The sequence below is a fragment of the Thioclava sp. L04-15 genome (assembly GCF_002020275.1).
GTDB lineage: Bacteria > Pseudomonadota > Alphaproteobacteria > Rhodobacterales > Rhodobacteraceae > Thioclava > Thioclava marina.
In genome coordinates this window covers 80,369-105,668 of sequence record NZ_MPZW01000001.1, presented here as the reverse complement: position 1 = coordinate 105,668, position 25,300 = coordinate 80,369, and the positions used below count along the sequence as shown (strand labels likewise).

The 25,300-nt window shown below is 64.4% G+C and carries 24 protein-coding genes and 1 other RNA gene; 9 read left to right on the top strand and 16 right to left on the bottom strand.

What is annotated here, in order from left to right; genetic code table 11:
- Positions 1-109: 109 nt before the first annotated feature.
- Both BMI90_RS00540 and BMI90_RS00535 read right to left on the bottom strand, forming a co-directional pair.
- Entirely contained in the window at positions 110-823 is a 714-nt protein-coding gene (locus BMI90_RS00540) for a response regulator transcription factor (protein ID WP_078524886.1), read from the bottom strand.
- On the bottom strand, positions 823-1,320 hold the full coding sequence (locus BMI90_RS00535) for a MarR family transcriptional regulator (RefSeq protein ID WP_078524884.1): 498 nt from the start codon (positions 1,318-1,320) through the stop codon (positions 823-825). The genes BMI90_RS00540 and BMI90_RS00535 overlap by 1 nt, the downstream gene beginning before the upstream one ends.
- 153 nt (positions 1,321-1,473) lie before the next feature.
- On the opposite strand from BMI90_RS00535, the gene BMI90_RS00530 reads away from it, so the two are divergent.
- Positions 1,474-2,343 carry a branched-chain amino acid aminotransferase gene (locus BMI90_RS00530; protein WP_078524882.1) on the top strand — a complete coding sequence of 290 codons (870 nt, stop codon included), beginning with the start codon at positions 1,474-1,476 and terminating at the stop codon, positions 2,341-2,343.
- 97 nt (positions 2,344-2,440) lie between these two features.
- On the opposite strand, the gene BMI90_RS00525 is transcribed toward BMI90_RS00530, so the two are convergent.
- The 13 genes from BMI90_RS00525 to BMI90_RS00465 all read right to left on the bottom strand — a co-directional run bounded on the left by BMI90_RS00525 (position 2,441) and on the right by BMI90_RS00465 (position 14,652).
- Positions 2,441-2,626, bottom strand: coding sequence for a hypothetical protein (locus BMI90_RS00525; RefSeq protein WP_078524880.1), 186 nt, complete (start codon positions 2,624-2,626; stop codon positions 2,441-2,443).
- A gap of 102 nt (positions 2,627-2,728) precedes the next feature.
- On the bottom strand, positions 2,729-3,670 hold the full coding sequence (locus BMI90_RS00520; protein ID WP_078524878.1) for a DMT family transporter: 942 nt from the start codon (positions 3,668-3,670) through the stop codon (positions 2,729-2,731).
- A gap of 43 nt (positions 3,671-3,713) precedes the next feature.
- The gene (queG, locus tag BMI90_RS00515; RefSeq protein ID WP_246831467.1) at positions 3,714-4,739 is read right to left on the bottom strand and encodes a tRNA epoxyqueuosine(34) reductase QueG; all 1,026 of its coding nucleotides are present in this window, start codon (positions 4,737-4,739) and stop codon (positions 3,714-3,716) included.
- Between the two features lie 76 nt (positions 4,740-4,815).
- Complete coding sequence (locus BMI90_RS00510; protein WP_078524874.1) at positions 4,816-5,481, bottom strand: glutathione S-transferase family protein; 666 nt, start codon at positions 5,479-5,481, stop codon at positions 4,816-4,818.
- Positions 5,482-5,650: 169 nt separating this feature from the next.
- Positions 5,651-6,250, bottom strand: coding sequence for a recombination mediator RecR (gene recR, locus BMI90_RS00505; RefSeq protein WP_078524872.1), 600 nt, complete (start codon positions 6,248-6,250; stop codon positions 5,651-5,653).
- Between the two features lies 1 nt (position 6,251).
- On the bottom strand, positions 6,252-6,596 hold the full coding sequence (locus BMI90_RS00500; protein WP_078524870.1) for a YbaB/EbfC family nucleoid-associated protein: 345 nt from the start codon (positions 6,594-6,596) through the stop codon (positions 6,252-6,254).
- Positions 6,597-6,846: 250 nt separating this feature from the next.
- Positions 6,847-8,613 (bottom strand): DNA polymerase III subunit gamma/tau, encoded by a 1,767-nt coding sequence (locus BMI90_RS00495; RefSeq protein WP_281251066.1) that lies wholly within the window; start codon positions 8,611-8,613, stop codon positions 6,847-6,849.
- A 33-nt stretch (positions 8,614-8,646) separates the two neighbouring features.
- Positions 8,647-9,558, bottom strand: coding sequence for an MBL fold metallo-hydrolase (locus tag BMI90_RS00490; RefSeq protein ID WP_168172697.1), 912 nt, complete (start codon positions 9,556-9,558; stop codon positions 8,647-8,649).
- 88 nt (positions 9,559-9,646) lie between these two features.
- Positions 9,647-9,745, bottom strand: an RNA gene (ffs, locus tag BMI90_RS00485) — signal recognition particle sRNA small type.
- Between the two features lie 177 nt (positions 9,746-9,922).
- On the bottom strand, positions 9,923-10,684 hold the full coding sequence (locus BMI90_RS00480) for an ABC transporter permease (protein WP_078524863.1): 762 nt from the start codon (positions 10,682-10,684) through the stop codon (positions 9,923-9,925).
- Positions 10,684-11,472 (bottom strand): ABC transporter ATP-binding protein, encoded by a 789-nt coding sequence (locus BMI90_RS00475; protein ID WP_078524860.1) that lies wholly within the window; start codon positions 11,470-11,472, stop codon positions 10,684-10,686. Before BMI90_RS00475 ends, BMI90_RS00480 begins: the two co-directional genes overlap by 1 nt.
- 71 nt (positions 11,473-11,543) lie before the next feature.
- Positions 11,544-12,557 carry an ABC transporter substrate-binding protein gene (locus BMI90_RS00470; RefSeq protein WP_078524858.1) on the bottom strand — a complete coding sequence of 338 codons (1,014 nt, stop codon included), beginning with the start codon at positions 12,555-12,557 and terminating at the stop codon, positions 11,544-11,546.
- A gap of 172 nt (positions 12,558-12,729) precedes the next feature.
- Positions 12,730-14,652, bottom strand: coding sequence for a 5'-nucleotidase C-terminal domain-containing protein (locus tag BMI90_RS00465; RefSeq protein WP_078524856.1), 1,923 nt, complete (start codon positions 14,650-14,652; stop codon positions 12,730-12,732).
- Positions 14,653-14,902: 250 nt separating this feature from the next.
- Here BMI90_RS00465 and nudC point away from each other — a divergent pair, with 250 nt between their 5' ends.
- A complete protein-coding gene (nudC, locus tag BMI90_RS00460; protein ID WP_078527116.1) occupies positions 14,903-15,886 on the top strand; it encodes an NAD(+) diphosphatase in 984 nt (327 codons plus the stop codon).
- Between the two features lie 56 nt (positions 15,887-15,942).
- On the top strand, positions 15,943-16,407 hold the full coding sequence (locus tag BMI90_RS00455; protein ID WP_078524854.1) for an SRPBCC family protein: 465 nt from the start codon (positions 15,943-15,945) through the stop codon (positions 16,405-16,407).
- 24 nt (positions 16,408-16,431) lie between these two features.
- On the opposite strand, the gene BMI90_RS00450 is transcribed toward BMI90_RS00455, so the two are convergent.
- Positions 16,432-17,289 (bottom strand): prephenate dehydratase, encoded by an 858-nt coding sequence (locus tag BMI90_RS00450; RefSeq protein ID WP_078524852.1) that lies wholly within the window; start codon positions 17,287-17,289, stop codon positions 16,432-16,434.
- A gap of 205 nt (positions 17,290-17,494) precedes the next feature.
- On the opposite strand from BMI90_RS00450, the gene BMI90_RS00445 reads away from it, so the two are divergent.
- The 6 genes from BMI90_RS00445 to BMI90_RS00420 all read left to right on the top strand — a co-directional run bounded on the left by BMI90_RS00445 (position 17,495) and on the right by BMI90_RS00420 (position 25,235).
- Positions 17,495-18,040 carry a cytochrome c family protein gene (locus BMI90_RS00445; protein WP_078524850.1) on the top strand — a complete coding sequence of 182 codons (546 nt, stop codon included), beginning with the start codon at positions 17,495-17,497 and terminating at the stop codon, positions 18,038-18,040.
- A 242-nt stretch (positions 18,041-18,282) separates the two neighbouring features.
- Complete coding sequence (locus tag BMI90_RS00440; RefSeq protein WP_246831490.1) at positions 18,283-20,103, top strand: extracellular solute-binding protein; 1,821 nt, start codon at positions 18,283-18,285, stop codon at positions 20,101-20,103.
- A gap of 32 nt (positions 20,104-20,135) precedes the next feature.
- Positions 20,136-21,293 (top strand): ABC transporter permease subunit, encoded by a 1,158-nt coding sequence (locus BMI90_RS00435; protein WP_078524846.1) that lies wholly within the window; start codon positions 20,136-20,138, stop codon positions 21,291-21,293.
- Positions 21,293-22,405 (top strand): ABC transporter permease, encoded by a 1,113-nt coding sequence (locus tag BMI90_RS00430; protein WP_078524844.1) that lies wholly within the window; start codon positions 21,293-21,295, stop codon positions 22,403-22,405. The genes BMI90_RS00435 and BMI90_RS00430 overlap by 1 nt, the downstream gene beginning before the upstream one ends.
- Positions 22,402-24,012 carry an ABC transporter ATP-binding protein gene (locus BMI90_RS00425; RefSeq protein ID WP_078524842.1) on the top strand — a complete coding sequence of 537 codons (1,611 nt, stop codon included), beginning with the start codon at positions 22,402-22,404 and terminating at the stop codon, positions 24,010-24,012. The genes BMI90_RS00430 and BMI90_RS00425 overlap by 4 nt, the downstream gene beginning before the upstream one ends.
- Positions 24,009-25,235 (top strand): glycosyltransferase, encoded by a 1,227-nt coding sequence (locus BMI90_RS00420; RefSeq protein ID WP_078524840.1) that lies wholly within the window; start codon positions 24,009-24,011, stop codon positions 25,233-25,235. The genes BMI90_RS00425 and BMI90_RS00420 overlap by 4 nt, the downstream gene beginning before the upstream one ends.
- The last annotated feature ends 65 nt before the right edge of the window (positions 25,236-25,300 follow it).

Here is a 25,300-nt window from a genome sequence, read left to right as displayed (position 1 = left end):
ACTGCCTTGAGCGGTCCGGTCTGCGACCTTTGCGCTCTGCGACAAAACGAATCAATCTTGTGAAATCATACAGCGATTTCACATCTTTGGGGGGGGCGCTGCCGAAAACTTAGTCCGGCGCAAGCATATAGCCCAGCCCGCGTACGGTCTGAAGGTAGCGCGGCTCGCGTGGATCGCGCTCGATCTTGCGGCGCAGGCGGGTGATCTGCACGTCGACGGCGCGGTCGCCGCCCGCGCCATCCTCGCTGGCCGTGCGTTCGCGCCCGAGCTCTTCGATCAATGCGGTTCGGCTGACGACCTCTCCGGCATGGGAGGCGAAGATTTTCATCAGCTGAACCTCGGTCGCGGTCAATTTCACCGGGGTTTCGCCGTCCCAGAGCTCGCCCCGGTCCTGATCGTATTTCAGCGGGCCCAGCGAGAGGAATTTCGGCCCCGTCTCGGCCTCTTGCGGCACGCGGCGCAGGATCGCGTTGATCCGCAGCAAGAGCTCCTTGGGCTCGAACGGCTTGGGCAGGTAGTCATCCGCGCCCGCCTCGAGCCCCTCGATCCGGTCGCGGGTCTCGCCGCGCGCGGTCAGCAGCAGGATCGGTGTCGCGATGGTCCTGCGCAGGTCGCGCGTCAGGCTCAGGCCGTCCTCGCCGGGCATCATCACATCCATCACGATCAGGCTGAACTCAAGCCCCGCCAGAAGCGCTCGCGCATGCGCGGCATCGCGCGCGGCCGTCACCAGAAAGCCGTTGCGCTGCAAGAAGCTTTTCAGCAGTGTGCGGATGCGCTCGTCGTCATCGATTATGAGCAGGTGAGGATCGGCGGAGTAGGGCATCACTCGTCTTTCATCATCTGGTAGAGCTTGTGCAGGTCCGGCCCCATCATTGCCTCGAGAACCTGCCGGAAGCCAGCCACCGCCTGCGGCCCCGCCGCGCGATAGGCGGCGCGCATCCGACCACGCTGGGCCTCCGAGAGCGCCCGCTCCAGCGCCTCGCCCTCTTCGGTGAGATGCAGCCGGCGTTCGCGCTTGTCGCGTTTGCCGACCCGGCTTTCGACGAGCCCGTCCTCGATCAGGGTGCGCAGCACCCGGTTGAGCGATTGCTTGGTCACGCCCAGCACCGCGAGCAGCGTGGTCACGGTCAGGCCCGGCTGGCGGTTGATGAAGTGCAGCGCCCGGTGATGAGCGCGGCCATAGCCGTGTTCCTCGAGAAGCCGGTCGGGATCCGCGGTAAAGGCGCGATAGGCGAAGAACATCGCCTCGATTCCCTTGCGCAGTTGCTCGTCGGTCAGAAACAGAAGGGTTTCGCCCCCGGGGCTTCCGCTTTCGGCCATCTCTCTCCCTCTCTTTTGCGTGACTTTATGTCAGCCTTGTTGACTTTCCAAGACTCAACTGTTACCGAGCGACAGTTTTCGCGCAAGAATATGTCCGAACCGGACTAATATTGCGCAATATTCGTAAATCGGCATAGCCGCAAGGAGGGTATGATGGCCGGGTCGTATGAGGATCGTGATGGCAAGATCTGGATGGATGGCAAACTGGTGGAATGGCGCGACGCCAATGTCCACATTCTGACCCACGCGCTGCATTATGCCTCCTCGGTATTCGAGGGCGAGCGTTGCTACAATGGCAAGATCTTCAAAGGCGTCGAGCATTCCGAGCGCCTGCGCAAGTCCGCCAACCTGCTCGACATGGAGATCCCCTATTCGGTCGAAGAGATCGAAAAGGCGAAATACGACATGCTCAAGGCCAATGGCTGGACTGACGCCTATGTGCGCGCGGTGGCATGGCGCGGTGCGGGCGAGGACATGGGTGTCTCGGCGCGCAAGAACCCGGTCCGTCTGGCCGTGGCCGGCTGGGAATGGGGCAACTACTACGGTGACGCGAAGATGAAGGGCGCCAAGCTCGACATCGCGAAATGGCGCCGCCCCGACCCGCGCACGATCCCGGCCGAGGCGAAAGCCGCCGGTCTCTACATGATCTGCACCATGTCCAAGCACGCGGCCGAGGATCGTGGCTATTCGGACGCGCTCTTCATGGATTGGCGCGGCTACGTGGCCGAGGCGACCGGCGCGAACATCTTCTTCGTGAAAGATGGCGAAGTGCATACGCCCAAGGCCGACGTGTTCCTCAACGGCATCACCCGCCAGACCGTGATCGGGCTGCTCAAGGAGAAGGGCGTCACCGTTCATGAACGCCTGATCGAGCCGACCGAACTGGCCGAGTTCGAACAGTGCTGGCTGACCGGGACCGCCGCCGAGGTCACGCCCGTGAGCCAGATCCGCGAGTTCAACTTCGAGGTCGGTGCGCTCACCCGCGATATCGCCGAAACCTACGAGAAACTCGTGCGCGCCTGACGCGCCTCAACGCCAGACAAACGGAAAAGGGCGCACCGGATCGGGTGCGCCCTTTTTGCTAGGCCGGTCTTCCGCAGAAGGCCCTGTCGCGCGGTGCTCAGGTCGCTTCGGCCCGCTCGATCTTGAGGAACTGCTTCATGCGCGCACCGTTGACGGGCTGCTCGCGTTTGCTGAGCTCTTTGATCGCGGGATGGATGCCCTCACGCCGCTGCAGTTCGAGGAACCGCTTGAGACGCGAACCGTCGGAATTCGGCTTGGCGTGGTCGATGATGTGACGGGACATGGATCTTCCTCCTCTCTTCATCGCTACGCCGTGTTTATAACAGATTTGTAATGAGTCGGGGATGCTTGGGGCGACGTTTTTTCGTCGCAGGCGGAAAGCGGCTCAACCTTGGGGTGTGCCAGCCTTGCGCGCTCGGCGTCGTTCCAGTCCAAGCCAATGCTCGCGCAGGATAATCGCAATCCCCGCCGCGATGATCAGCGCGGCCCCCCAAAGCGTCGCCGCCGTCGGGATCTCGTCGAAGACCGAATAACCGATCGCCAGCGCGAAGATCATCGAGGCGTAATCGAAGGGGGCCACGACCGAGGCATCCGCAAAGCGATAGGCCGAGGTGAGCAGAATCTGCGCCGTCCCGCCCAGCAGCCCCGCCCCGATCAAAAGCGCCGCCTCACGTGGTCCGGGCATCACCCAGCCGAAGGGCAGGGAGAGAAGCGACAGCACGCTCGCGGTGGCCGAGAACCAGAACACGATGGCCGAGGCACGCTCGGTCCCGACCATGCGCCGGATCTGGATCTGTGCCAGCGCCGCGCAGGTGGCCCCGGACAATGCCAGCGCCGCGCCGAACGCTTCGGCCCCGGCATCGGGCCCCTCGCCGCCCAGTTTGGGCCAGAGCACGATCAGCACGCCCAGAAGCCCGAGCCCCACCGCCGAAATCCGGAAAACGCGCACCGTTTCCTTCAGCAAGAGCGCCGCGAAGACCACGGTGAGAAGCGGGGCCGCATAGCCGAGCGCGGTCGCTTCGGGCAGGGGAAGGAAGGCAAGCGAGGCAAAGCCCAGGCCCATAGCCGTCGTCCCGATCACCCCGCGCATCACGTGATTGATCGGCTTGGCCACGCGCAGCCCTTGTCCCAGCTCGTGTCGCCAGGCCAGCCAGATCAGGATCGGGAGAATCCCGATGAACGACCGGAAGAAGACCGCTTCGCCCGGAGGCACCTCCGAGGCCACGGCCTTGATCATCGCCTGCATCACCACGAAACCGATGACGGCCCCGAGCTTGAGGCTGATGCCGGTCATCGGCGAGGGTGTGGGAAGCGCAGAACTGGTCATGCCCGCCAAGCTAGCGCGGCGCGCCTGGCTTGCAATCGCGATTTTACGCCAGTCGCATCAGGGCCCAGGCGGCCGCTTCGGCCACCACCGGGTCGGGGTCGTTCTGATGGGGGCGGGCCGCGTCGCGCAGCGTCGGATCGCCGGAATTTCCGATCGCATAAAGCACATTGCGCAAGAACCGATCCCGCCCGATCCGCTTGATCGGCGAGCCCGCGAAACGTGCCCGGAACGCCATATCGTCAAGGGCCGCGAGCTCCGCCAGCGGCGGCGCGCCGACGCCCCCGTGATAGCGCAACTCCCGCGCTTCGGCGGCGAACTTGTTCCACGGGCAGGCCGCCAGGCAATCGTCGCAGCCATAGATCCGGTTGCCGAGTTTCGCGCGAAGCTCCGGCGCAATCTGCCCCTTGTGCTCGATCGTCAGGTAGGAGATGCAGCGCCGCGCATCGAGTTGATAGGGCGCGGGGAAGGCGTCGGTCGGGCAGATGTCGAGGCAGGCCGTGCAGGACCCGCAATGGCTGATCTCAGGCGTGTCGGGCGGCAGTTCGACGGTGGTGAAGATCGCACCGAGAAAAAACCAGCTCCCCAGATCGCGCGCCAGAAGGTTCGTGTGCTTGCCCTGCCAGCCAAGTCCCGCCGCCTGTCCCAAGGGCTTCTCCATCACCGGCGCGGTATCCACGAAGACCTTGATCTCCTCGCCCTCGACCTGATCGAGCAGCCAACGCCCGACCCGCTTGAGTCGCTTCTTCACCAGATCATGATAGTCCTTGCCCTGCGCATAGGCCGAGATCACGCCACGGTCGCGCCTCGCCAGCAAGTCCAGCGGGTCGTAATCCGGCGTATAGGCCTCGGCCAGCATCACGACCGAGCGCGCCTCGGGCCAGAGCGCCGCCGGATTGCCACGCCAGTTCCGGCGCTCCTCCATCCACCCCATCTGACCATGCATCCCGGCATCCACAAAGGCTTCCAACCGCTCGGCGGCCTGCGGGATCGCATCGGGCGTGGTCACCCGCGCCTTCGAGAACCCTTCTTCGAGGGCCCTCGCGACCAACCGTGTCTTCAGATCGTCCACGGCGGCCTCTTCCTCTTGGCGAAAATATCCCGGGGGCTCCCGCAGGGAGCGGGGCAGCGCCCCTCGACGCCGGATCTCAGAAATCCAGCTCCGCATATTGCGGCGCGGGCGGCATGCCCGGCAGTTGATCGGCCAGAAGCGAACGGAAGGCCGGACGCGACTTGATCTTCGCATACCAGTCCTTCACCGCCTCCTGCCGGTTCCAGTCCACATCCGAAATATAGTCGAGGCAGCTCAGATGCGCGGCGGCGGCGAAATCGGCGAGCGTCATCACATCGCCTGCGAGCCAGCGGCGCTGATCGAGCAGCCAGCCCATGTAGTCGAGGTGATACTTGATCGCCGAAAGCCCCGCCTTCACGGTCTTGCTGTCGGGATAGCCTTCCTTGCGGACCTTCTTCCAGACCCGCTCGCCCATCACCTTCGCGGTAACCTCGTCGTTGAACTTGTCGTCGAACCAGGCGCAAAGACGGCGCACTTCGTAGCGCGCGGCGGGATCGCGCGGCATCAGCGGGGCCTCGGGGTGGGTTTCCTCGATATATTCGCAGATCGCCTGGCTCTCGGCCATGACCATCCCGTCCATCTTCAGCACCGGCACCTTGCCCGCCGGGTTGCGGCGCAGGAAATCGGGCTGCTGCTCCCAGTAGCGCTCCTCGACGAGTTCGACTTCGAGCTTTTTCTCGGCCAGCGTCAGGCGGACCTTGCGGCAGAACGGGGAGAGGGCGACATGATAGAGGCGGATCATCGGCTCGAAGTTCTCATCTCTCGTTGGGGTTTCATCCCTGATAGCGAGGGCCGCGCGCGGGTTCAATGGTGGGCAGCCGCAACCCGGCAAGCTCCTGCCTGACGATAATGCGAGCAGGCCGGGGCAGGAGCCTCCGGCGGGGATATTTCAGCCAAGAGGAAGGAGGCGTTCAGAACGCCTTGCGGGCGCGAAGGGCTGCCTGGATCGTGCCATCGTCGAGATAGTCGAGCTCGCCCCCGATCGGCACGCCTTGCGCGAGGCTGGTGACCGTGACGCCGCGCCCCTCGAGCGCTTCGGCGATGTAATGAGCGGTCGTCTGGCCTTCGACGGTCGCGTTGAGCGCGAGGATCACTTCCGAGATCCCCTCGGCCGCGACCCGTTCCAAAAGATCGGGGATGCGCAGGTCTTCGGGCCCGATCGCGTCGAGCGCGGAAAGCGTGCCGCCCAGCACATGGTAGCGACCCTTGAAGGCGTGGCCGCGTTCCATCGCCCAGAGATCGGCCACGTCTTCGATCACGCAGATCTCGCCCGTGGCACGGCGCTCGTCTTCGCAGATGTCGCAGATGGCGGAGGTCGAGATATTGCCGCAGCGCGCGCATTCACGCGCCGTGCGGGCGACCCCGGCCATGGATTCGGCCAAGGGTCCCATCAACTGGGCGCGTTTCGAAATCAGGTGCAGCACCGCCCGGCGCGCCGAGCGGGGCCCGAGCCCCGGCAGCCGCGCCATCAGGGCGATCAGCGCCTCGATCTCGTCGCGCCCGCCCGTCATCTCAGACCGGCAGGTCCATGTTCTCGGGCAGGCCGAGCTCGCGCAGGAGGCGCTTTTGTTCTTCCTGCTCGCGGATCTTCGCCTTGGCCTGCGTGTCCTTGATCGCGGCGAGGATCAGATCCTCGACGACTTCCTTTTCCGAGGCCTGAAGGATCGAGGGGTCGATGGAGAGGCCGGTCAGCTCACCCTTGGCGGTAGCGCGCGCCTGCACGAGGCCGGCCCCGGCCTCGCCGATGACCACGATGGATTTCAGCTCCTCCTGGAGCTGGCCCATCTTCTCCTGCATTTCCTTGGCGGCCTTCATCATCTTGGCCATGTCGCCCATGGCGCCCAATCCCTTGAACATCGCTCACTCCGTCACGTTTGGCTTGGGTCCAGAGATACGCATCGGCGCGGGGACGGACAAGGGAGAAGGCGGGAAAACGATTGGCGAAGTCCGTATGCTTCTCGCCCGATCCTCTGGGGTGCATGGCTGTTAGATGTGGTCTGGCGCTTTGTCGTGAAGGCGCGCGTACCCGCGTTTTCTTGCGAATGAGCCTTTCCGGAGGCCGGTCGGGAGCGGTCCGGGCTGGTCGCCCGAGCCGCAGGGAGCGGCTTCACCCTTCCTCGAAGGGATCCCATTCATCCTCGACCTCGGGCAGTGCCTCGGTCTCGATCTCGGCGGCCAGGTCCTCGGCGGTTGCAATCTCGTCGAATTGCGCTTGCGGGAAGGCTTCGAAGATCGCGGCGACGAGCGGGTTCGCCATCGCCTCGGATTGCGCCTTGGCCATCTCGGCGGCTTTCACCTCGGCTATGGTGGGCGCGCCGCCTTCGGAGACCACGGAGACCCCCCAGCGCGCGCCGGTCCAGCCTTGCAGCCGTGCCGAAAGGGTCGCGGCGAGATCGCGCGAGGCCCGCGGGGTCGGTTCGAACTCGATCCGGCCGGGGCGGTAGCTCACGAGGCGCAGGTTGCTCTCGACCTCGAGCAGCAGGGTCATGTCGCGCATCCGGGCGATCAGGTCGACCACGTCGTCGAAGCTGGCAAAGCGCGCGAGCGCATCGGCCATCGGGTCGTGCTGCGGGGCAGGGGCTGCGGCGGCGACCGCGCCGCCACCGGCGCGCCGGGCGCGCAGCGTCGCGCCATGGACAGGGCCGGTCGAGGGCGCGGGGCCACGGCCCGCAGCTTGCGTCTGCGCGCTGCCCTGCTGGATCTTCTTGATCAGCGTTTCAGGGTCGGGCAGGTCGGCCACATGGGTCATGCGGATCACCGCCATCTCGGTCGCCATCATCGCATTGGGTGCCCCCGCGACCTCTTCCAGCGCCTTCAGGAGCATCTGCCAGAGCCGCGACAGGACCCGCATCGGCAGGGCGGCGGCCATCTCCTGGCCGCGATTGCGCTCCTCGGGGGGGACGGTCGGATCTTCGGCGGCTTCGGGCGTCACCTTGATCACCGAGACCCAATGCGTGATCTCGGCCAGATCGCGCAGGATCGCCATCGGGTCGGCCCCGTCGGCATATTGCGCGGCGAGTTCCGTCAGAGCCTCGGCGGCCTGCCCGTGCAGGATCATGTCGAAAAGATCGAGCACCCGGCCGCGATCGGCAAGGCCCAGCATCGCGCGGACCTGCTCGGCCGTGGTCTCGCCTGCACCGTGGGCAATGGCCTGATCGAGCAGCGACATCGCATCGCGCACCGAGCCTTCTGCCGCACGGGTGATCAGCGCCAGCGCGTCATGCGCGATCTGCGCGTTTTCCTTTTCCGCGATCCGTTTGAGATGGTCGATCATCACCTCGGGCTCGATCCGCTTCAGATCGAAGCGCTGGCAGCGGCTGAGCACCGTCACCGGGACCTTGCGGATCTCGGTCGTGGCGAAGATGAATTTCACATGGGCGGGCGGTTCCTCCAGCGTCTTCAGAAGCGCGTTGAACGCGCTCGTGGAGAGCATGTGAACCTCGTCGATGATATAGACCTTGTAGCGCGCCGAGGCCGCCCGGTAATGCACAGACTCGATGATCTCGCGGATATCGCCGACGCCCGTGCGCGAGGCGGCGTCCATCTCCATCACGTCGACATGGCGGCCCTCGGCGATGGCCTTGCAATGCTCGCATTGCAGGCAGGGCTCGGTGGTGGGGTTGCCCTGACCATCGGGGCCCACGCAATTGAGCCCCTTCGCGATGATCCGCGCCGTGGTCGTTTTCCCCGTGCCGCGAATCCCCGTCATGATGAAGGCCTGCGCGATCCGGTCGGCGGCGAAGGCGTTCTTCAACGTGCGCACCATGGCATCCTGACCGATCAGGTCGGCAAAGGTGGCGGGGCGGTATTTGCGGGCGAGAACCTGGTATTGGGTGTCGGTCATCGGGGCTCCGGTGTCTTGCGCAGGCGCCAGATTAGGCTCCCGCGCCTCCGGCGTCCACCCGGCTCATTCCCATTCCATCTGGCTGAACACAGCCTGCGCATTTCTCTTGGCGAGGGTGTCGAAATCCTGAAGGTATTCGAATTGCGACTGGTCCACATCGACCGAGCCGATGATATCGCCGCCGCCGTCGATATACTCGGCCATCCGGGCACGCAGATTGGTCAGGTAATCATAGGTGTCGCGGGTGGCTGTGGCGAGATCGGTGGCTGGGCCGTGACCGGGCACGACATGGGCGGGCTCATGCGCGGCCATGGCTTCGAACGCCTCGACCCAGCCTTTCGACGAGGACATGTCGAGCACGCCAAGGATACGGCCGACGAAGACGATATCGCCGGTGAACATCACCTTCTCCGCAGGCAGCCAGACGAAACTGTCGCCGGGCGTATGGGCGGGGCCGGGATGGGTGATCGCGATCTCGCGCCCGCCAAGGGTCAGCGTATAGCTCTCGTCGAAAGTGGTTCCGGCATAGACCGGCTCAGTTCCCGCAAGCGCCTCCTTGCCCAGCAGCGCGTCGAGCATCGTCAGCTCCATCGAGACGCGGGCCTTCTGATCGGCGAGCGCGTCCTCCGAAGTGATGATCTCGGCCCCATGCTCTTTCCAGTAGCCATTGCCGAGCCAGCGATGATCCTGCCCGCCGGTGTCGATGACGTATTTCACCGGCTGATCGGTGAGCGTGCCGATCACCGCGTCAAGCGCCGCTGCCCCCTTGTAGGAGCCCCCCGCATCGACCAGAACCGCGCCCTCCTCCGTCACGATCAGCCCGAAGGTTGCGTTGTTGCCGAGGTTCTCGGCGTCGCGCTGCCCGAACGGGCCTTCGATGGCATAGGTATTCGGCGCGACCTCGACCGTGGTGAGCGTGCCCGCGAAGAGCGGCGCAGGCAGAAAGGCCAGAGCGGCCAAAGCGATACGGAACATGGCAAATCCTCCCATTTGACGCGAAGATTAGCGAAGAGGCGAGCGCTCACAAGCTGGCATGGTGACGCGGCGCAATTTCGGGGAGATAAGGTGAGAGGCTGGACAGCGACCCAAGCGGGGCTCGTTGCGGCTGCTTCCTTCCGGACCTGACCGGGTTGGCGAGGCGCTCGCCCGCGCCAACCTCTCGAGAGGCGATATAGGAAACCCGAACCAGATTCGCAAGCGCGGAGCGTGGATGGGGCTCTGCCCCCGGTGCGTGCCGCACCTCCCCCGGGAGTGTTTTCGGCCAGATGAAGACCGGTTTCTTCCTCTTGGCTCAAATATCCCGGGGGTGAATGGCAAAGCCAGAGGGGGCAGCGCCCCCTCAGCCCGGTTGCCGCTCGGCCCAGCCGGCGAAGATCTTCTCCAGCGCGACGACGGCGTAATAAAGAAGGATGCCGAGGAAGGCCAAGGCGATGAGGACCGCGAACATCAGCGGGTAATCCCCGTTGGTCTGGCCCGAGAGAAACAGCGCGCCGAGGCCTTTTCCGTGTGGCGAGATGATCTCGACGAGGTTGGTGCCGATGAAGGCCAGCGTCACCGAGACCTTCAGCGCGCCGAAGAATTCGGGAAGCGTCTTCGGCAGGGCGATCTTGCGGAAGATGGTGAATTTCGACGCGCCGAGCGCGCCGAGGATGTCGCGATATTCGGGCTCGAGCGTCGACAGGCCAATCCCCACCGACACCGCGATCGGGAAGAAAGAGATCATGAAGGCCATCAGGACCGTGTTGAAGTCATGCGCGCCGATGAAAAGGAGCGCCAGAACCGGCACCACGGTCGCCTTCGGGATCGCGTTGAAGCCCACCAGCAGCGGGTAGAGCGCGTCGCGGGCGGTCTTGGAAAAGCCCATCACCATGCCGAGGAACGTGCCGAAGACGATGGCCAGCGCGAGCCCCGCGACGGTGCGCCAGAGCGTCTGCCAGCTGTCGATCAGGAACAGCTGCCAGTAGCGGATATAGGCGGCGGGCAGGTCCGAGGGCGAGGCCATCACGTAATTCGGCCAGCCATTGACCCAAACGATGAACTCCCAGAGCGCGAGGAAGGCGAGGATCGACAGGATCGGGGTGAGGATTTTCTTGAAGTCCATCAGTGCACCTCCCCGTCGCGGCCCTGGGCGATCCGGATCTGGTCGCGCAGCAGGTGCAGCATGTCGACGGCTTTCGGCTCGTAGAGAATGTCGATCGTACGATCTGCGGGCAGGTCCACATCCAGCACATATTGTGTATGGGCGGGGCGGCCTGACATCACGATAACCTGATCGCCGAGGAACACGCTCTCGCGCAGGTCGTGGGTGATGAGAACGGCGGTGAAGGGCTCGGCCGCGCGCAGGTCGCGCATCGTCTGCCACAGGTCCTCGCGGGTGAAATTGTCGAGCGCGCCGAAGGGTTCATCCATGATCAGCACGTCCGGTTTGTGCACGATGGCGCGGCACAGCGAGGCGCGCTGACGCATGCCGCCCGACAGTTCAGAGGGGCGCTTGTTGCCGAACCCCTTGAGGCCGACCATCTCGAGCAGGTGTTCGGCGCGGGCGTATTTCTCGGCCTTGGACATCGAGGGGGCGACGATCTCGAGCGGCAGGATCACGTTGTCGATGATCGAGCGCCATTCCAGCATCACCGGGTTCTGGAAGGCCATGCCGACGGTCTTGCGCGGGGAGCTGACCTTCTCGCCATGCAACCAGACTTCGCCCTGATCGGGTTTCATCAGCCCGGCGACGAGCCGCGTCAGCGTGGACTTGCCGCAGCCCGAGGGGCCGACCACCGCGCAGAACTCGCCCTGCGGCACCTGGATGTCGAGATTGTCGAGCACCGGCAGCGGCCCATGCTTGGTCTTGTAGGCGTGGGTGACGCCGCGAATGTCGATGAGGTTTTCCATGAGGGGCCGGGAAGAGAAAGAAAAAGAGGGGGCGGACGATACGGGAGGAGATCCGCCCCCAAGAGGAAGGATCAGTCGATCTTCAGATCCCCCGCGTCGGGCAGGTATTCGCTGTCGAAATAAGCGGCCGCGTCGGGCGCGTTCTGGAACTCGTAGACGGTTTTCGTCTGCTCGATCGCGGTGGCCATGCGGTCCGTGTCGATCCCGCCCATGCCGTTGGCCTTGACGTAATCGGTCAGCACGTTCGCGTCGATCGCCATCTGCAGGCGCTCGGTCTCCAGCGCCTTGTCGGCGGCCGGGTTGCGCTTGATGAGCGAATCCACGGCCTTGCCCGGATCGGCGATTGCGGCTTTCCAGCCCTCGGCGGTGGCCTTGATGAAGCCGGTGATCTCTTCGGGATGGGCTTTTGCGTAATCGGTGTTCACGATGATCGCGTTGCCGTAAAGCGCCACGCCGTAATCGGCCATCAAGAGCACCGACTGGTCGTCCATCGCCACGCCGAGGCGCTTGAGGTTGAGCGTCGAGGAGAAGGAGAAGCCGGTGACCGCATAGACCTTGCCTTCGGCCAGCATCGGCTCGCGGGTCGGGAAGCCGACGGGCTCAACCTTGATCTTGTCCATGTCGAGGCCGGTTTCCTTGGCGAAGATCGGGAATTGCGCCCAGGCGCCGTCCGGCGGCGGGGCCCCCAACACCTTGCCTTCGAGATCCTTGGGCTCGTTCACACCCAGCGACTTGCGGCCCACGACGGCGAAAGGCGGCTTGTCATAGACCATCATCACCGCCGTGACCGGCGCGCCGGGGTTCTGGTCGAGGAATTTCATCAGCGAGTTGATATCGGCAAAGCCAACCGGATAAGCGCCGGTCGCGACTTTCGGGATCGCGTCGAGCGAGCCCTTGCCTTCGGCAATCTCCACGTCGAGCCCGGCATTGCCGTAGAAGCCTTCGTCAACGGCGAGGAAGTAGGGCGCCGAGGGGCCTTCGAATTTCCAGTCGAGCGCGAAAGGCATCTTGGTTTCAGCTTGCGCGAACGTGGCCGAGAGGCCGAGCGCGAGGGCCGCGAAGAGGCCCGGTTTGATATGCAGCATGGTGTCCCTCACTGATCTGATCGGATGTCGAGCCCGATCCTCTCCACGCGCGCCGGAGGGTAAATCGAAACCGGACACGGCGCGGGCTCGGAGCGCGGGCTCACGGTTGTGTGATTAAGTTTTGGGCGGTGAGTTTTGCTATTGCAAGAAAATTGGGCGCCGCGTTGCGGCGTCACAGAGCGATCTGCAGTGGCAGGAAACCGTCAGTATCGAGAGGCAGGGGGGTGGCACGCACCCCGTGGGCCGCAAGCTCGTGCAGATGGGCCTGCGCGCCCGGCCCTGTAAGGCAGATGACGCGCGTGCCCGGCATCGGCGCGAAGCGCCATATCGGCTCGGCCTCGATTTCTAGGGCGGGTGTCGCGCCCCGAATTTCGCGTTGCAGGAGCTCGCGAACCAGAACCGGTTCTGGATCAAGTCCGATCGGTCGCCCTCGGAGTTGGAAGCCGTTGCCACCCGAGAGCCGGAAATCATTGCTCAGCAAGACGAAGCGATCGTCCGGGGCGATGGGGCGGCCCGCATGGGTGAGGTTGCGAATGCGCGTCGCGCTGGGCGCGATGCAACGCCCGTCGGCGGCGTAGCGGGGCGGCTGGCTCAGGTCGATCTCGTAGCGCAGCCCCGAAATCACGTCGAACTGGTAGCTCGCGAAACTTGGGTCTCGCAGGCGCGGCGCATCCTCGCCCGGGGTGAGCTGGACGAAAACCGAGGCCGATTGTTCGAGCCAGTCGAGCAGTTCCGCGCCGGTGATCTCGACCGCGCCGATGCCGTTGTTGAACAGGTAGAGATCGTCAATGTGGCTCACCCGCAGCTTGCCCGCGGGAATGTCGATGAAATTGCCCGCACCGCCAAGCCCGCCGGATTTGAAAATCGAGACGGCGGCCAGACGCGGGAGTGCTTCGAGCGGGTGCCCGCGCAACCGTTCGGCGGCATGGGAAAAGCCCGCGCGCGCCTTCAAGGAGAGGCTGCGGTCCGGGGCGATCATGCTGAAATAGCTGTGCAGCGGCACCGTGCTCTCGCCGATCTCGCGGCGCATATGGGCAAGCGTCGCCGCATGGGCGGGGGCGCTCGCGTTCAGGATCTCGGTGCATTCGCGTGGCTTGCCGGGGCGGACGCGGCGCAGGGCTGCGGTGTGTCGGACGATCTGCCAGCGCCCGTCGCGGCGCTCCAGCGTCAGATCGAGCACGCCCAGACGGGTTCCTGCCGCGCCGGCGTTGATCGCGGGTTTTCCGGCGAGTGTCGCTCCGATCGGATCGATTCCGGGGGTGGCCGGGCGGGTGCGATCAGGGAAGAGACGGTGGTCATGGCCTGCGAGCACGACATCGACCCCGTCCAGTTCTGCCACTGCCAGCGCTGCATGCTCGGCGTCGCGAGCGCGGTCGTGCTCGCCCGCTTCGAGCGGCGCAATCCCCGTGTGGGCCAGCACGATCACCAGATCGGGGCGAGTTTCGCGGATATGCACGAGATGGTGGCGCAAGGCCTGCTCGAGGCAGGTCGTCGTCATCTCATTGGACTGACGTTTCTGCATCCAGCCCAGCGTCGGTTGCGGCAGCACGCCGATCACCGCGATGCGCATTGGCTGCGGCTGGCCTGCGTCGTCTTGCATCTCGCGCTCGATCATCAGCCAGGGTACGACCTTGCCCCGGGCTTCGGGGCTCTCGCTGTGGGGGGCGCGTTCGAGATTGGCGCAGACGAGCGGGAAATTCGCCTCGGCCACAGCCCTGTCGAGCTGGGCGAGGCCGAAATCGAACTCGTGATTTCCAAGCGCAGCCGCGTCATATCCCACCGCGTTCATCGCCGCGATCATCGGGTTCGGGCTGTCTGCGAGGGCGGGATCGCCATCGCCCCAGATCTGCGTGATCGGCGTGCCCTGCAGGAAATCGCCGCAATCGAAGAGAAGGCAGTTGGAGACCTCGGAGCGTGCCTGCGCGATTTCGGGCGCAAGAGCGGCAAGCCCTGTATGGGGCGCGGGCCGGTCGGCAAAATAGTCGTAGGCGCGCAGCTGGCCGTGGAGGTCCGTGGTTTCAAGAAGCCTCAGCGAAAGCGTCGCACAACGCAGATCAGCATTCTGCCCGGTTGCCCGGTGAGGTCGTTGCCCCATCTTCTTCCCTTAGTCGCGGTTTGCCGCGATCGCGCCCTGACCGAAATAGGCCAACATTCTTCGAGTCAACCTAAAGTAGAGGTTTGCACTTCGCTAGTAGCTAAATTGCGCGCAACATTGATTTTCTCTTTTGCGCGAGCGGGGTGCTTGTATGTCGATTGCGCTCTGGCTTCGCCGTCCGTGCTGTGAGAAGCCTTTGGATAAAGGAGAGCCTCCCATGACCGATCCTCGCCCCGCCGCCGCCTCTGCCATGCCGCCCGCAAGGGGAGGGCGTCTCGACCCGAGGGGGCTGGCTTTCGTCAATCCACAAGGCGGGCTGGACCGAGCCGCCCATCTGCGCGGGGACGCCGAGGCGCTTGCGGCGTTTCGCGCGGATCCGCAATCGCGGGTGATCGGGCTCTGGCGTGGGCGGCCGCTGTTCGATGCGCAGGGGCTTCATCTGTTGCCCTGTGCCGATCCGGTCCTTGCCGGGATTGATGGGCTGGAGCTGTTCGTGGGGCTCGCCGATGGCCGCGCGATTTTCGCCCGGGATCTCTCGGCGTTCGAGCCCGAGGGAGAGCGTCCCGACGGCGCGGCTTTCTTCGATCCGAGCGAGCAGCGCCATCCGGACCTGCCCGAAGGCGTCGTCTTCGCCGAGCTGCGCGGCCGGATGGGATTGCTGACCCCGGCCGAGGCCGAAATCGCCGCGACCGCTCGGGCGATGCTGGAGTGGCACCGCTCACACAGCTTCTGTTCATTTTGCGGTGCCGCGAGCGTGCCCGAGCAGTCGGGCTGGCAACGCCGTTGCCCCGATTGCGAGCGGCCGCATTTTCCGCGCACCGACCCGGTGGTGATCATGCTGATCACGCGCGGCAACGAAGTGCTGTTGGGGCGCGGTCCGCATTGGCCCGAGACCATGTATTCGGCGCTTGCGGGCTTCATGGAGCCGGGCGAGACCTTTGAGGCGGCCGTGCGCCGCGAGGTGTTCGAGGAGGCGGGCGTGCATGTCGGGCCGGTGCGCTTCGTCGCCTCGCAGCCCTGGCCCTTCCCGGCCTCGCTGATGCTGGGCTGTCACGGCATCGCCACCAGTTCCGAGATCACCATCGACCCGGTCGAGATCGCCGATGCGCGCTGGATTTCGCGCGAGCGGCTTCTGGGCGTGCTGGCCGGGCGTGATCCGGAGATCAGCCCGCCGCGCGCCGGTGCGATTGCGGGATGGCTGATGCGCGAGTGGCTTGCGGACCGGCTCGATTGACGCCACTTTGCCGTCCGAAGGGGGATGCCCCGCACTGACGCGCAAGGAGCCCGCCGATGAAATTCTCGACCCGCACCGACATCGCAGCGCCTGCGGAGTTCGTCTTCGAGCGTCTGGCCGATTTCGGGTCTTTCGAGCGGGTGGCGCTGCGTCGCGGGATCACGCTCCAGCGCCTTGATGCGCTGACCGAGCCGGGGGCGGGCATGTCCTGGGATATCGGCTTTCGCTTTCGCGGCAAGCAGCGCCAGCTGATCACGGATATCCGCCGCTTCGAGCATCCGGAAATGATCGAATATGCCGGCGCCTCCAAGAGTTTCGAGGCGGTGCTCGAATGCGCACTGACCGAACTTTCGAAAAGCCGCACGCGCCTCATGGTCGGGCTCGAGGTGAAACCGCGCTCGCTCGGCGCGCGGCTCATGGTGCAATCGGCCAAGCTCGGAAAGGGCAATCTCGAACGCCGCTTCAAGGAGCGCGTCGATCTTTTCGCCGAGGATATCGAGCGTCAGGCCGAGAAGGCCTGATACGTCGGAACCGCGCGCGTCCGATCAGTCCTCGCGTTGGGGATCGGCCGGGTAGACCCCGAGAATCTCGAGATAGCTGGTGAAATAATCGAGCTCTTCGAGCGCACGCTGGAGCGCCGGATCGTCGGGATGGCCCTCGACATCGGCATAGAACTGGGTCGCGGTGAAGTTGCCGCCCACCATGTAGCTTTCGAGCTTGGTCATGTTCACGCCATTCGTCGCAAACCCGCCCATCGCCTTGTAGAGCGCGGCCGGAATGTTGCGCACGCGGAAGACGAACGTGGTCATCATCTTGTCGGCGCGCCGCGTCCGGTCGGGTTGTTTGCCCATGATCAGGAAGCGTGTGGTGTTGTGGGCGTGATCCTCGATGTGGCGCGCGAGGATGTTGAGCCCGTAGGTTTCGGCCGCCATGTCGGAGGCGAGCACGCCCACCGAGCGCGTCTGTGTCTGCGCAAGCTCTGCAGCAGCGCCTGCGCTGTCGGCTGCGGCCTCGCCCTTGATGCCGTATTTCGACAGGAAGCTCGCCGCTTGCGGCAACAGCACCAGATGCGCGCGCACCTTCTCGAGTTCCTCGATCTGGACGCCGGGCAGGGCCATCAGGCTAATGTGGACGCGCACGAAGGCTTCGTCGAGGATATGCAGCCCCGACTCGGGGAGAAGGCGGTGAATGTCGGCCACCCGGCCATAGGTCGAATTCTCGACCGGCAGCATCGCGAGATCGGCCTCGCCGCGCTTCACCGTGTCGATGACATCCTCGAAGGTGTGGCAAGGCACGGCCTCGAGACCGGGGCGCGCGTCGCGGCAGGCCTGATGCGAGTAAGCGCCGGGTTCGCCCTGAAAGGCGATGCGGCCCGTGCGTCCTGCCTGACTTGTCCCGCTCATCGCTTCACCCTCCGACCATCAGTCCCGTTGCGACTGCCTAGCCCGTGAGGGGCGCGAAGGGAAGAGGGCAGGGGCGCGCATCGCTCACGCGGCGTTATCACAACGGCGCTTGGGAATTCCGTTCACTTTCGGTAAAGTTCCCTTGATCTAAAGGGGTCCGTGCGGATAGATGCGCGGGACGACGACGCATATCTAGGGACGAGACATGTTCAACACCATGACCCTCACAAAGGCAGCCGGCGCGCTTCTGGGCAGCCTGCTGTTCTTCCTTCTCATGGCCTGGGCCTCGAGCGCGCTCTACACGGTGGGCGAAGCCGAGGATCACTCGGGCGGCGAACATGCGCAGGCCGACATGATGTCCGCGGCTCCGGGCGGGCTTCTGGATGCTCAGGAAGAAGGCGGCAACGCGGGCGCCGAAGAGCAGGTCGCAGCGGTCGAGCTGGGCACCGGCGATGCGGCCAAGGGCGCGAAGATCTTTGGCAAGTGCAAGGCCTGCCACAGCCTCGAAGGCAAGAACGGCGTCGGTCCGCATCTTGATGGCGTGGTCAACCGCGCAGTCGCTTCGGTCGACGGCTTTGGCTATTCCGACGCGATCAAGGCCCATGGCGGCGAGTGGACTCTCGAAGCACTCAACGAATGGCTTGCGAACCCGAAAGATTACATCCCGGGCAACAAGATGTCCTTCGCTGGTCTGAAAAAGGCCGAGGACCGCAACGACGTGATCGCCTATCTGCAAGAGCACTCGAACTGAGCGCAGTTGCATCGGCAGATAAAGGGCCGTCCTTCGGGGCGGCCCTTTCACATTTCCGCGCGCCCCTTTACAGATTCGTAACTTGCCGGACAGGGCCATAGGCTTTTAGCTTGGTCGGACGGAAAGCGGTTTGGATCAGGGAGCAGGTGTGCATGGGTGAGACGTGCGTGGCGAGCAGGGCGATCGGGGCGAATTGGCTGGATCAGGGGCCGCGCGCCCTGAACGGTCTGATCGCGGCGGGGATGATCTGGGCGGCGCTGGCCTTCGGAGCCCATGCCCAGGACACGTCGCAAGACACGATCACCTCTTACGGCATCGCGACGCTGGGCTCTCTGAAATACCCGGCCGATTTCGCCCATCTCGATTACGCCAACCCGGATGCACCCAAGGGCGGCGAAATTTCCGAATGGGCGCCGGGCGGTTTCGACAATTACAACCCCTATTCGATTCAGGGACGCGCGGCGGCACTCTCCTCGGCCCCGATGGAATCGCTGATGGAAGGCACCGCCGATACGGTAGGCGAGCTTTACTGTCTTCTCTGCAAAAGCCTCGAATATCCCGAGTCGAAGGATTGGGTGGTGTTTACCCTCCGCGACGGGATCAAGTTCTCGGACGGCTCGCCGCTGACCGCGCAGGACGTGGTCTTTTCCTACGAGCAGCTGCGCGACAAGGGGCTGAGCTCGTTTCGCGCCGTGATCGCCCAGCAGGTCAAATCGGCCGAGGCGCTCGACGACAAGCATGTGCGCTTCGAGTTCCAGCCCGATTACCCGCGCCGCGACATCATCCAGTCGGTCGCCGGTCTTCCGGTTTTCTCCAAGGCGCAGTTCGAACGCGACAAGATCGACCTGTCGCAGACCTCCGATGTGCCCTTCATCGGCTCGGGGCCCTACATGTTCGGCAGCGTGAAGGACAACCGCTCGATCACCTGGACGCGCAATCCCGATTACTGGGGAAAGGATCTGCCGATCAACAAGGGCCGCGCGAACTTCGACAAGATCCGGATCGAGTATTTCGGTGATTACCAATCCGCCTTCGAGGGGTTCAAATCGGGCACCTACACTTTCCGCAACGAGGCGAGCTCGATCATCTGGGCCACGGGTTATGATTTCCCCGCGATGCAGACGGGCGAAATCGTCAAGGCGGAACTGCCCAATGGCAATATCGCCTCGGGGCAGGGCTTCGCGATCAACCTGCGCCGGGCGAAATTCGACGACATCCGCGTGCGCGAGGCGCTGGGGCTGATGTTCAACTTCGAATGGTCGAACGAGACCCTGTTCTACGGCCTCTATGACCGGGTCGAGAGTATCTGGGAAAACTCGGAGCTTCAGGCACAGGGCAAGCCGTCGCCCGAGGAGTTGAAGATCCTCGAACCGCTCGCCAAGGATCTGCCCGAGGGCGTCCTGACCGAGGATGCGGTGATCCCGCCGATTTCGGGCAAACGTCAGCTCGACCGCAAGAACATGCGCAAGGCGGCCGCCCTTCTCGAAGAGGCCGGCTGGGTCGTGGGCGATGACGGAATGCGGCGCAATGCGAAGGGCGAGACCCTCACCGTCTCGATCCTCAATGACAGCCAGACCTTCGACCGGGTCATCAACCCTTACGTCCAGAACCTGCGCGCGCTGGGTGTCGACGCGAAGATGGAGCGTGTCGACGACAGCCAATATGAGAACCGCCGCCGCAGCCACGACTTCGACATGATCACGACCCATCTCGGGCAGGACTACATTCCGGGCGCCGATCTCCAGCAATATTTCGGCTCGGGCGGCGCGGATGACGTGTTCAACGCGATGGGGCTGAAGAACCCGGCCGTCGACAAGATGATCCGCATGGTCGAGGAGGCCAAAACGCAGGAAGAACTGCTGCCGCGCGTCCATGCGCTCGACCGCGCCCTGCGCGCGATGCGCTTCTGGGTGCCGCAATGGTTCAAGCCCACCTATACCGTCGCGTACTACGACATGTATGATCACCCCCAGACCCTGCCGCCCTATTCGCTGGGAGAGCTGGATTTCTGGTGGTATGACGCCGAGAAGGCCAAGAAACTGAAAGCGAGCGGCGCGCTCTGAGCGACCGCCGATAAACGAGCAGAGGGCCGGACATGGGTGCCTATATCCTGCGGCGATTGCTGATGGTGATCCCCACGTTGCTGGGGATCATGATCATCAATTTCACGCTGACGCAATTCGTCCCCGGCGGGCCGATCGAACAGGTCATCGCCCGCGTGCAGGGCGAGGCGGATTCGATGCGCAACATCTCGGGCGGCGGCGATGCTGGCACGCAGAACCAGGGCGGCGTGGAGGATAGCGGCTATCAGGGCGCACGCGGGATCTCTCCCGAACTGCTCAATCAGCTGGAAGTGCAGATGGGCTTTGCGCGCGTCGTCTGCGACGAGGGCTTCACCGGCACGCCCGACCTGAAGGACCCCGCCTGCCACAAGGAGAAGATCCCCGCCTGGAAGCGTTTCGCGCTGATGATGAAGGGCTATCTGACCTTCGATTTCGGCACGAGTTTCTTCCGCAATGAAAGCGTGGTGAACCTCGTGCTCGACAAGATGCCGGTCTCGATCACGCTGGGGCTGTGGTCGACGATCCTCGCCTATATCATCTCGATCCCGCTCGGCATCCGCAAAGCGGTGCGCGACGGCACGCCGTTCGACACCTGGACGTCGGGCGCGATCATCGTGGGCTACGCGATCCCCGGCTTCCTGTTCGCGGTGATGCTGATGGTGCTGTTTGCAGGCGGCAGCTATTTCAAGATCTTCCCGCTACGCGGCCTGACCTCGGACAATTTCGATCAGCTCACGATGGTGGGCAAGGCGCTCGATTACCTCTGGCATATCGCGCTGCCGGTCACGGCAACGACGATCGCGAGCTTCGCCACGATGACGTTGCTGACGAAGAACTCCTTCCTCGACGAGATCAACAAGCAATATGTGATGACCGCCCGCGCCAAGGGCCTCGCGGAAAAGAAGGTGCTTTACGGCCATGTCTTCCGCAACGCGATGCTGATCGTGATCGCGGGTTTCCCGGCGCAGTTCCTCGGGATTTTCTTCGGCGCCTCGATCATCGTCGAGACGATCTTCTCGCTCGACGGGCTGGGCCTCTTGGGCTTCCAGGCGGCGGTCGAGCGGGATTACCCGGTGATCTTCGGCACGCTTTACATGTTCGGGCTGATCTCGCTCGTGGTGAATATCCTGTCGGACATGATGTATGTCTTCGTCGATCCGCGCATCGACTTCGAGAAGAGGGCGGGCTGATGGCGCTTTCCCCTCTCAACCAACGCCGCTGGCGCAATTTCAAGACCAACAAGCGCGCCTTCTGGTCGGCGATCATCTTCTCGGTCCTGTTCGTCGCCTCGATGTTCGCGGAGTTCATCGCGAACGACAAACCGATCGTCGTCAGCTATCGTGGCGAGCTCTATTTCCCGATCTACAAATTCTACCCCGAGACCGCTTTCGGCGGCGATTTCCGCACCGAGGCGATCTATCGCGACCCGGTCGTGCAATGCCTGATCGAGACCGGTGGAAACGAGACCTGTTTCGATGCCGACGATCCGCAGGCTTTGGCCAAAGAAGCGCTGAAGACCGGCGAGATCGACGGGGAGACAATCGACAAGGGCTGGATGCTCTGGCCGCCGATCCCCTATAGCTACAACACGATCAACGATGTGGGCACTGCGCCCTCGGCGCCCGATGCCGATCACTGGTTGGGCACGGATGACACCGCGCGCGACGTGCTCGCCCGCGTGATCTACGGCTTCCGGACCTCGGTTCTCTTCGCGCTGATCGTGACCGGGATCGGCTCGGTGATCGGGATCGCGGCCGGCGCGGTGCAGGGCTATTTCGGCGGCAAGACGGACCTGATCTTCCAGCGTATCCTCGAGATCTGGTCCTCCACGCCGTCGCTCTATGTGATCATCATCCTCTTCGCGATCCTCGGGCGCAGCTTCTGGCTGCTGGTGTTCGTCTCGATCCTTTTCGGCTGGCCCGCGCTGGTGGGGGTGGTGCGCGCCGAGTTCCTGCGCGCGCGCAACTTCGAATATGTCCGCGCGGCGCGCGCCCTGGGCGTGTCCGACCGGGTGATCATGTTCCGCCACATCCTGCCCAACGCGATGGTCGCGACCCTGACGATGCTGCCTTTCGTCATCACCGGCGCGATCGGGGCGCTCGCCTCGCTCGACTATCTGGGTTACGGGTTGCCGTCCTCCGCGCCCAGCCTCGGCGAACTGGCGTTGCAGGGCAAACAGCACCTGCAGGCGCCCTGGCTCGCCTTCTCGGCCTTCTTCACCTTCGCCATCATGCTCTCGCTTCTGGTCTTCGTCTTCGAGGGCATCCGCGACGCGTTCGACCCCAGAAAGGTGTTTAGATGAAACCCGTTCTCGAGGTCGAAAACCTGAAGGTCTCCTTCCGCTCGGAGGGCAAATACACTCCGGCCGTGAAGGGCGTCAGCTTCACCGTGGGCGCGGGTGAGACCGTCGCTCTGGTGGGCGAGTCCGGCTCGGGGAAATCCGTCACCGCGCTGTCGACCGTGGCGCTGGTGGGTGGGAACGCGAAGCTCGAAGGCTCGATCCGCTACGAGGGCCGCGAGATGATCGGCGCCTCGGAACGCGATCTGATGGCGGTGCGTGGCAACGATATCAGCTTCATCTTCCAGGAGCCGATGACCTCGCTCAACCCGCTGCACACGCTGGAAAAGCAGATCGGCGAGAGCCTCGCGCTGCATCAGGGCGTGCGCGGCGAGGAGGCGAGAAAGCGCATCGTCGAGCTGCTCGACAAGGTCGGCATCCAGAACCCCGAGAGCCGTCTGGCCGATTACCCGCACCAGCTTTCGGGTGGGCAGCGCCAGCGCGTGATGATCGCGATGGCGCTGGCGAACGGGCCGGATCTGCTGATCGCGGACGAGCCCACGACCGCGCTCGACGTGACGATCCAGGCGCAGATCCTCGAACTCTTGGCCGATCTGAAACGCGACATGGGGATGAGCCTGCTGTTCATCTCGCATGACCTCGGCGTGGTGCGGCGCATCGCGGATCGGGTCTGCGTGATGCAGAATGGCGAGATCGTGGAGCAGGGCAAGACCGAGGATATCTTCGCCAACCCGAAGCACCCCTACACCAAGAAACTGCTCGCTGCCGAGCCCACCGGCATGGCCGACCCGGTGCCCGAGAACGCGCCGGAACTGGTGCGCACCGAGCATCTGAAGATCTGGTTCCCGATCCAGCGCGGGTTGCTGCGCAAGACCATCGGCCATGTGAAGGCGGTCAATGACGCCTCGCTGTCGGTCAGGGCAGGGGAAACGCTGGGGATCGTCGGGGAATCCGGCTCGGGCAAGACCACGCTCGCGCTTGCGATCATGCGGCTGATCGCCTCCGAAGGGCCGATCATCTACGAGAACGAGGACATCTCGCAATGGCAGGCGCGCCAGCTGCGCGCGCTGCGCCGCGACATGCAGATCGTCTTCCAGGACCCGTTCGGCTCGCTCTCGCCGCGCATGACCGTCGAGCAGATCATCGGCGAAGGCCTGACCGTCCACGGCGTCGATCCGGGCCGCAACCGGCGCGAAATGGTGGCCGAGATCATGGAGGAAACCGGGCTCGATCCGACGATGATGGAGCGCTACCCGCACGAGTTCTCGGGCGGCCAGCGCCAGCGCATCGCCATCGCGCGCGCGATGATCCTGCGGCCCAAGGTGGTGGTGCTGGACGAGCCCACTTCGGCGCTCGACATGACGGTGCAGGTGCAGATCGTGGAGCTTTTGCGCAACCTGCAGAAACGCCACGGGCTCGCCTATCTCTTCATCAGCCACGATCTGCGGGTGGTGCGCGCGCTCAGCCACAAGGTGATGGTGATGAAGCGCGGCGACGTGGTCGAGGCGGGCGCGGCGGCAGAGGTCTTCGCCAATCCGCAGACCGAATACACGCGGCAACTGATGGCTGCGGCGCTCGGCAAGAGCGCGCTCGAACCCGAGACCGCATGAAGATCCTCTTCGTCCACCAGAACTTTCCGGCACAATTCGTGCATCTCGCCCCGGCGCTGGCCGCGCGCGGGCATGAGGTGCTCGCGCTGACGGTGGAGACGAACCAGCGCCCCTCGCCGGTGAAGGTCATGAAGTACCGCAAGCCCGAGGAGGTGAAACTCTCGTCGCGGCTCACCCGTCTTTATGCCGAAAGCGCGCAGCGCGGCGCGCGCGTGGCCTTCGCCGCGCGGCAGCTGCGCGATACGCACGGTTTCGTGCCGGACGTGATCTTCGGCCATTCCGGCTGGGGCGAGACGTTGTTCCTGCGCGAGGTCTGGCCCGAAGCGAAACTGCTGATCTATGCCGAGCTGATGTATCGCACGACCGGGATGGATACCGATTTCGACGCGGAATTCCAGAATCCCGGCCTTGAGAGCCGTATCTCGACCACCGCGCGCTCGGCCCATCTGATCCAGGCGATGGTGCAGGCCGATGCCGGTCTTTCTCCGACCGGGTTTCAGGCCGCGACCTTCCCCCCGGAGCTGCGCGCCAAGCTGACCGTCTGCCATGACGGGATCGATTGCGCGCGTCTCGCGCCGAACCCGGACGCGCGGTTTTGCGTGCCCGAAACCACGCTCACCTTCCGCCCCGGCGACGAGGTCCTGACCTTCGTGAACCGCTCGCTCGAACCCTATCGGGGCTATCACTCCTTCATGCGCGCGCTGCCCGATGTGCTGGCCGCGCGGCCCGACGCCCATGTGCTGATCGTGGGCGAGGAAGGCCAGAGCTACGGCGGCGCCCCCAAGGATGCGACGAGCTGGAAACAGAAATTCCTCGACGAGGTGCGCGACCGTCTCGATCTCAGCCGCGTGCATTTCCTCGGTCGCATCCCCTATGCCGATTTTATCGACATGCTCCATGTCAGCCGCACCCATGCCTACCTGACCTATCCGTTCGTGCTCAGCTGGTCGCTGATGGAAGCGATGGCGGCGGGCTGCGCGGTCGTGGCCTCCGACACCGCCCCCGTGCGCGAGGTGATCACCGATGGCCAAACCGGGCGGCTGGTGGATTTCTTCGATATCCCCGGCTGGTCACGCGCGCTGACCGAGGGGTTGGCAGCGCCCGAGCGTTTCGCGCCGATGCGTGCCGCCGCCCGCGCCCATATCCTCGATCGCTACGATCTGCGCACCCATTGCCTGCCGCGGCTGATCGCCTTCGTGGAAGGGGCGGTGGCGCAAGACTGATCCGCCGGCTTTGCAGACTCGACTCCGAAAGGGGGCGGAATTAAAAAGAACAAAATGTGAACAAA

Coding starts and splice junctions, on each gene's coding strand:
- BMI90_RS00540 (WP_078524886.1), bottom strand. CDS start 823: ATGCCCTACTCCGCCGATCCTCACCTGCTCATAATCGATGACGACGAG.
- BMI90_RS00535 (WP_078524884.1), bottom strand. CDS start 1,320: ATGGCCGAAAGCGGAAGCCCCGGGGGCGAAACCCTTCTGTTTCTGACC.
- BMI90_RS00530 (WP_078524882.1), top strand. CDS start 1,474: ATGGCCGGGTCGTATGAGGATCGTGATGGCAAGATCTGGATGGATGGC.
- BMI90_RS00525 (WP_078524880.1), bottom strand. CDS start 2,626: ATGTCCCGTCACATCATCGACCACGCCAAGCCGAATTCCGACGGTTCG.
- BMI90_RS00520 (WP_078524878.1), bottom strand. CDS start 3,670: ATGACCAGTTCTGCGCTTCCCACACCCTCGCCGATGACCGGCATCAGC.
- BMI90_RS00510 (WP_078524874.1), bottom strand. CDS start 5,481: ATGATCCGCCTCTATCATGTCGCCCTCTCCCCGTTCTGCCGCAAGGTC.
- recR (WP_078524872.1), bottom strand. CDS start 6,250: ATGACGGGCGGGCGCGACGAGATCGAGGCGCTGATCGCCCTGATGGCG.
- BMI90_RS00500 (WP_078524870.1), bottom strand. CDS start 6,596: ATGTTCAAGGGATTGGGCGCCATGGGCGACATGGCCAAGATGATGAAG.
- BMI90_RS00490 (WP_168172697.1), bottom strand. CDS start 9,558: ATGTTCCGTATCGCTTTGGCCGCTCTGGCCTTTCTGCCTGCGCCGCTC.
- BMI90_RS00480 (WP_078524863.1), bottom strand. CDS start 10,684: ATGGACTTCAAGAAAATCCTCACCCCGATCCTGTCGATCCTCGCCTTC.
- BMI90_RS00475 (WP_078524860.1), bottom strand. CDS start 11,472: ATGGAAAACCTCATCGACATTCGCGGCGTCACCCACGCCTACAAGACC.
- BMI90_RS00470 (WP_078524858.1), bottom strand. CDS start 12,557: ATGCTGCATATCAAACCGGGCCTCTTCGCGGCCCTCGCGCTCGGCCTC.
- BMI90_RS00465 (WP_078524856.1), bottom strand. CDS start 14,652: ATGGGGCAACGACCTCACCGGGCAACCGGGCAGAATGCTGATCTGCGT.
- nudC (WP_078527116.1), top strand. CDS start 14,903: ATGCCGCCCGCAAGGGGAGGGCGTCTCGACCCGAGGGGGCTGGCTTTC.
- BMI90_RS00455 (WP_078524854.1), top strand. CDS start 15,943: ATGAAATTCTCGACCCGCACCGACATCGCAGCGCCTGCGGAGTTCGTC.
- BMI90_RS00450 (WP_078524852.1), bottom strand. CDS start 17,289: ATGAGCGGGACAAGTCAGGCAGGACGCACGGGCCGCATCGCCTTTCAG.
- BMI90_RS00445 (WP_078524850.1), top strand. CDS start 17,495: ATGTTCAACACCATGACCCTCACAAAGGCAGCCGGCGCGCTTCTGGGC.
- BMI90_RS00440 (WP_246831490.1), top strand. CDS start 18,283: ATGATCTGGGCGGCGCTGGCCTTCGGAGCCCATGCCCAGGACACGTCG.
- BMI90_RS00435 (WP_078524846.1), top strand. CDS start 20,136: ATGGGTGCCTATATCCTGCGGCGATTGCTGATGGTGATCCCCACGTTG.
- BMI90_RS00430 (WP_078524844.1), top strand. CDS start 21,293: ATGGCGCTTTCCCCTCTCAACCAACGCCGCTGGCGCAATTTCAAGACC.
- BMI90_RS00425 (WP_078524842.1), top strand. CDS start 22,402: ATGAAACCCGTTCTCGAGGTCGAAAACCTGAAGGTCTCCTTCCGCTCG.
- BMI90_RS00420 (WP_078524840.1), top strand. CDS start 24,009: ATGAAGATCCTCTTCGTCCACCAGAACTTTCCGGCACAATTCGTGCAT.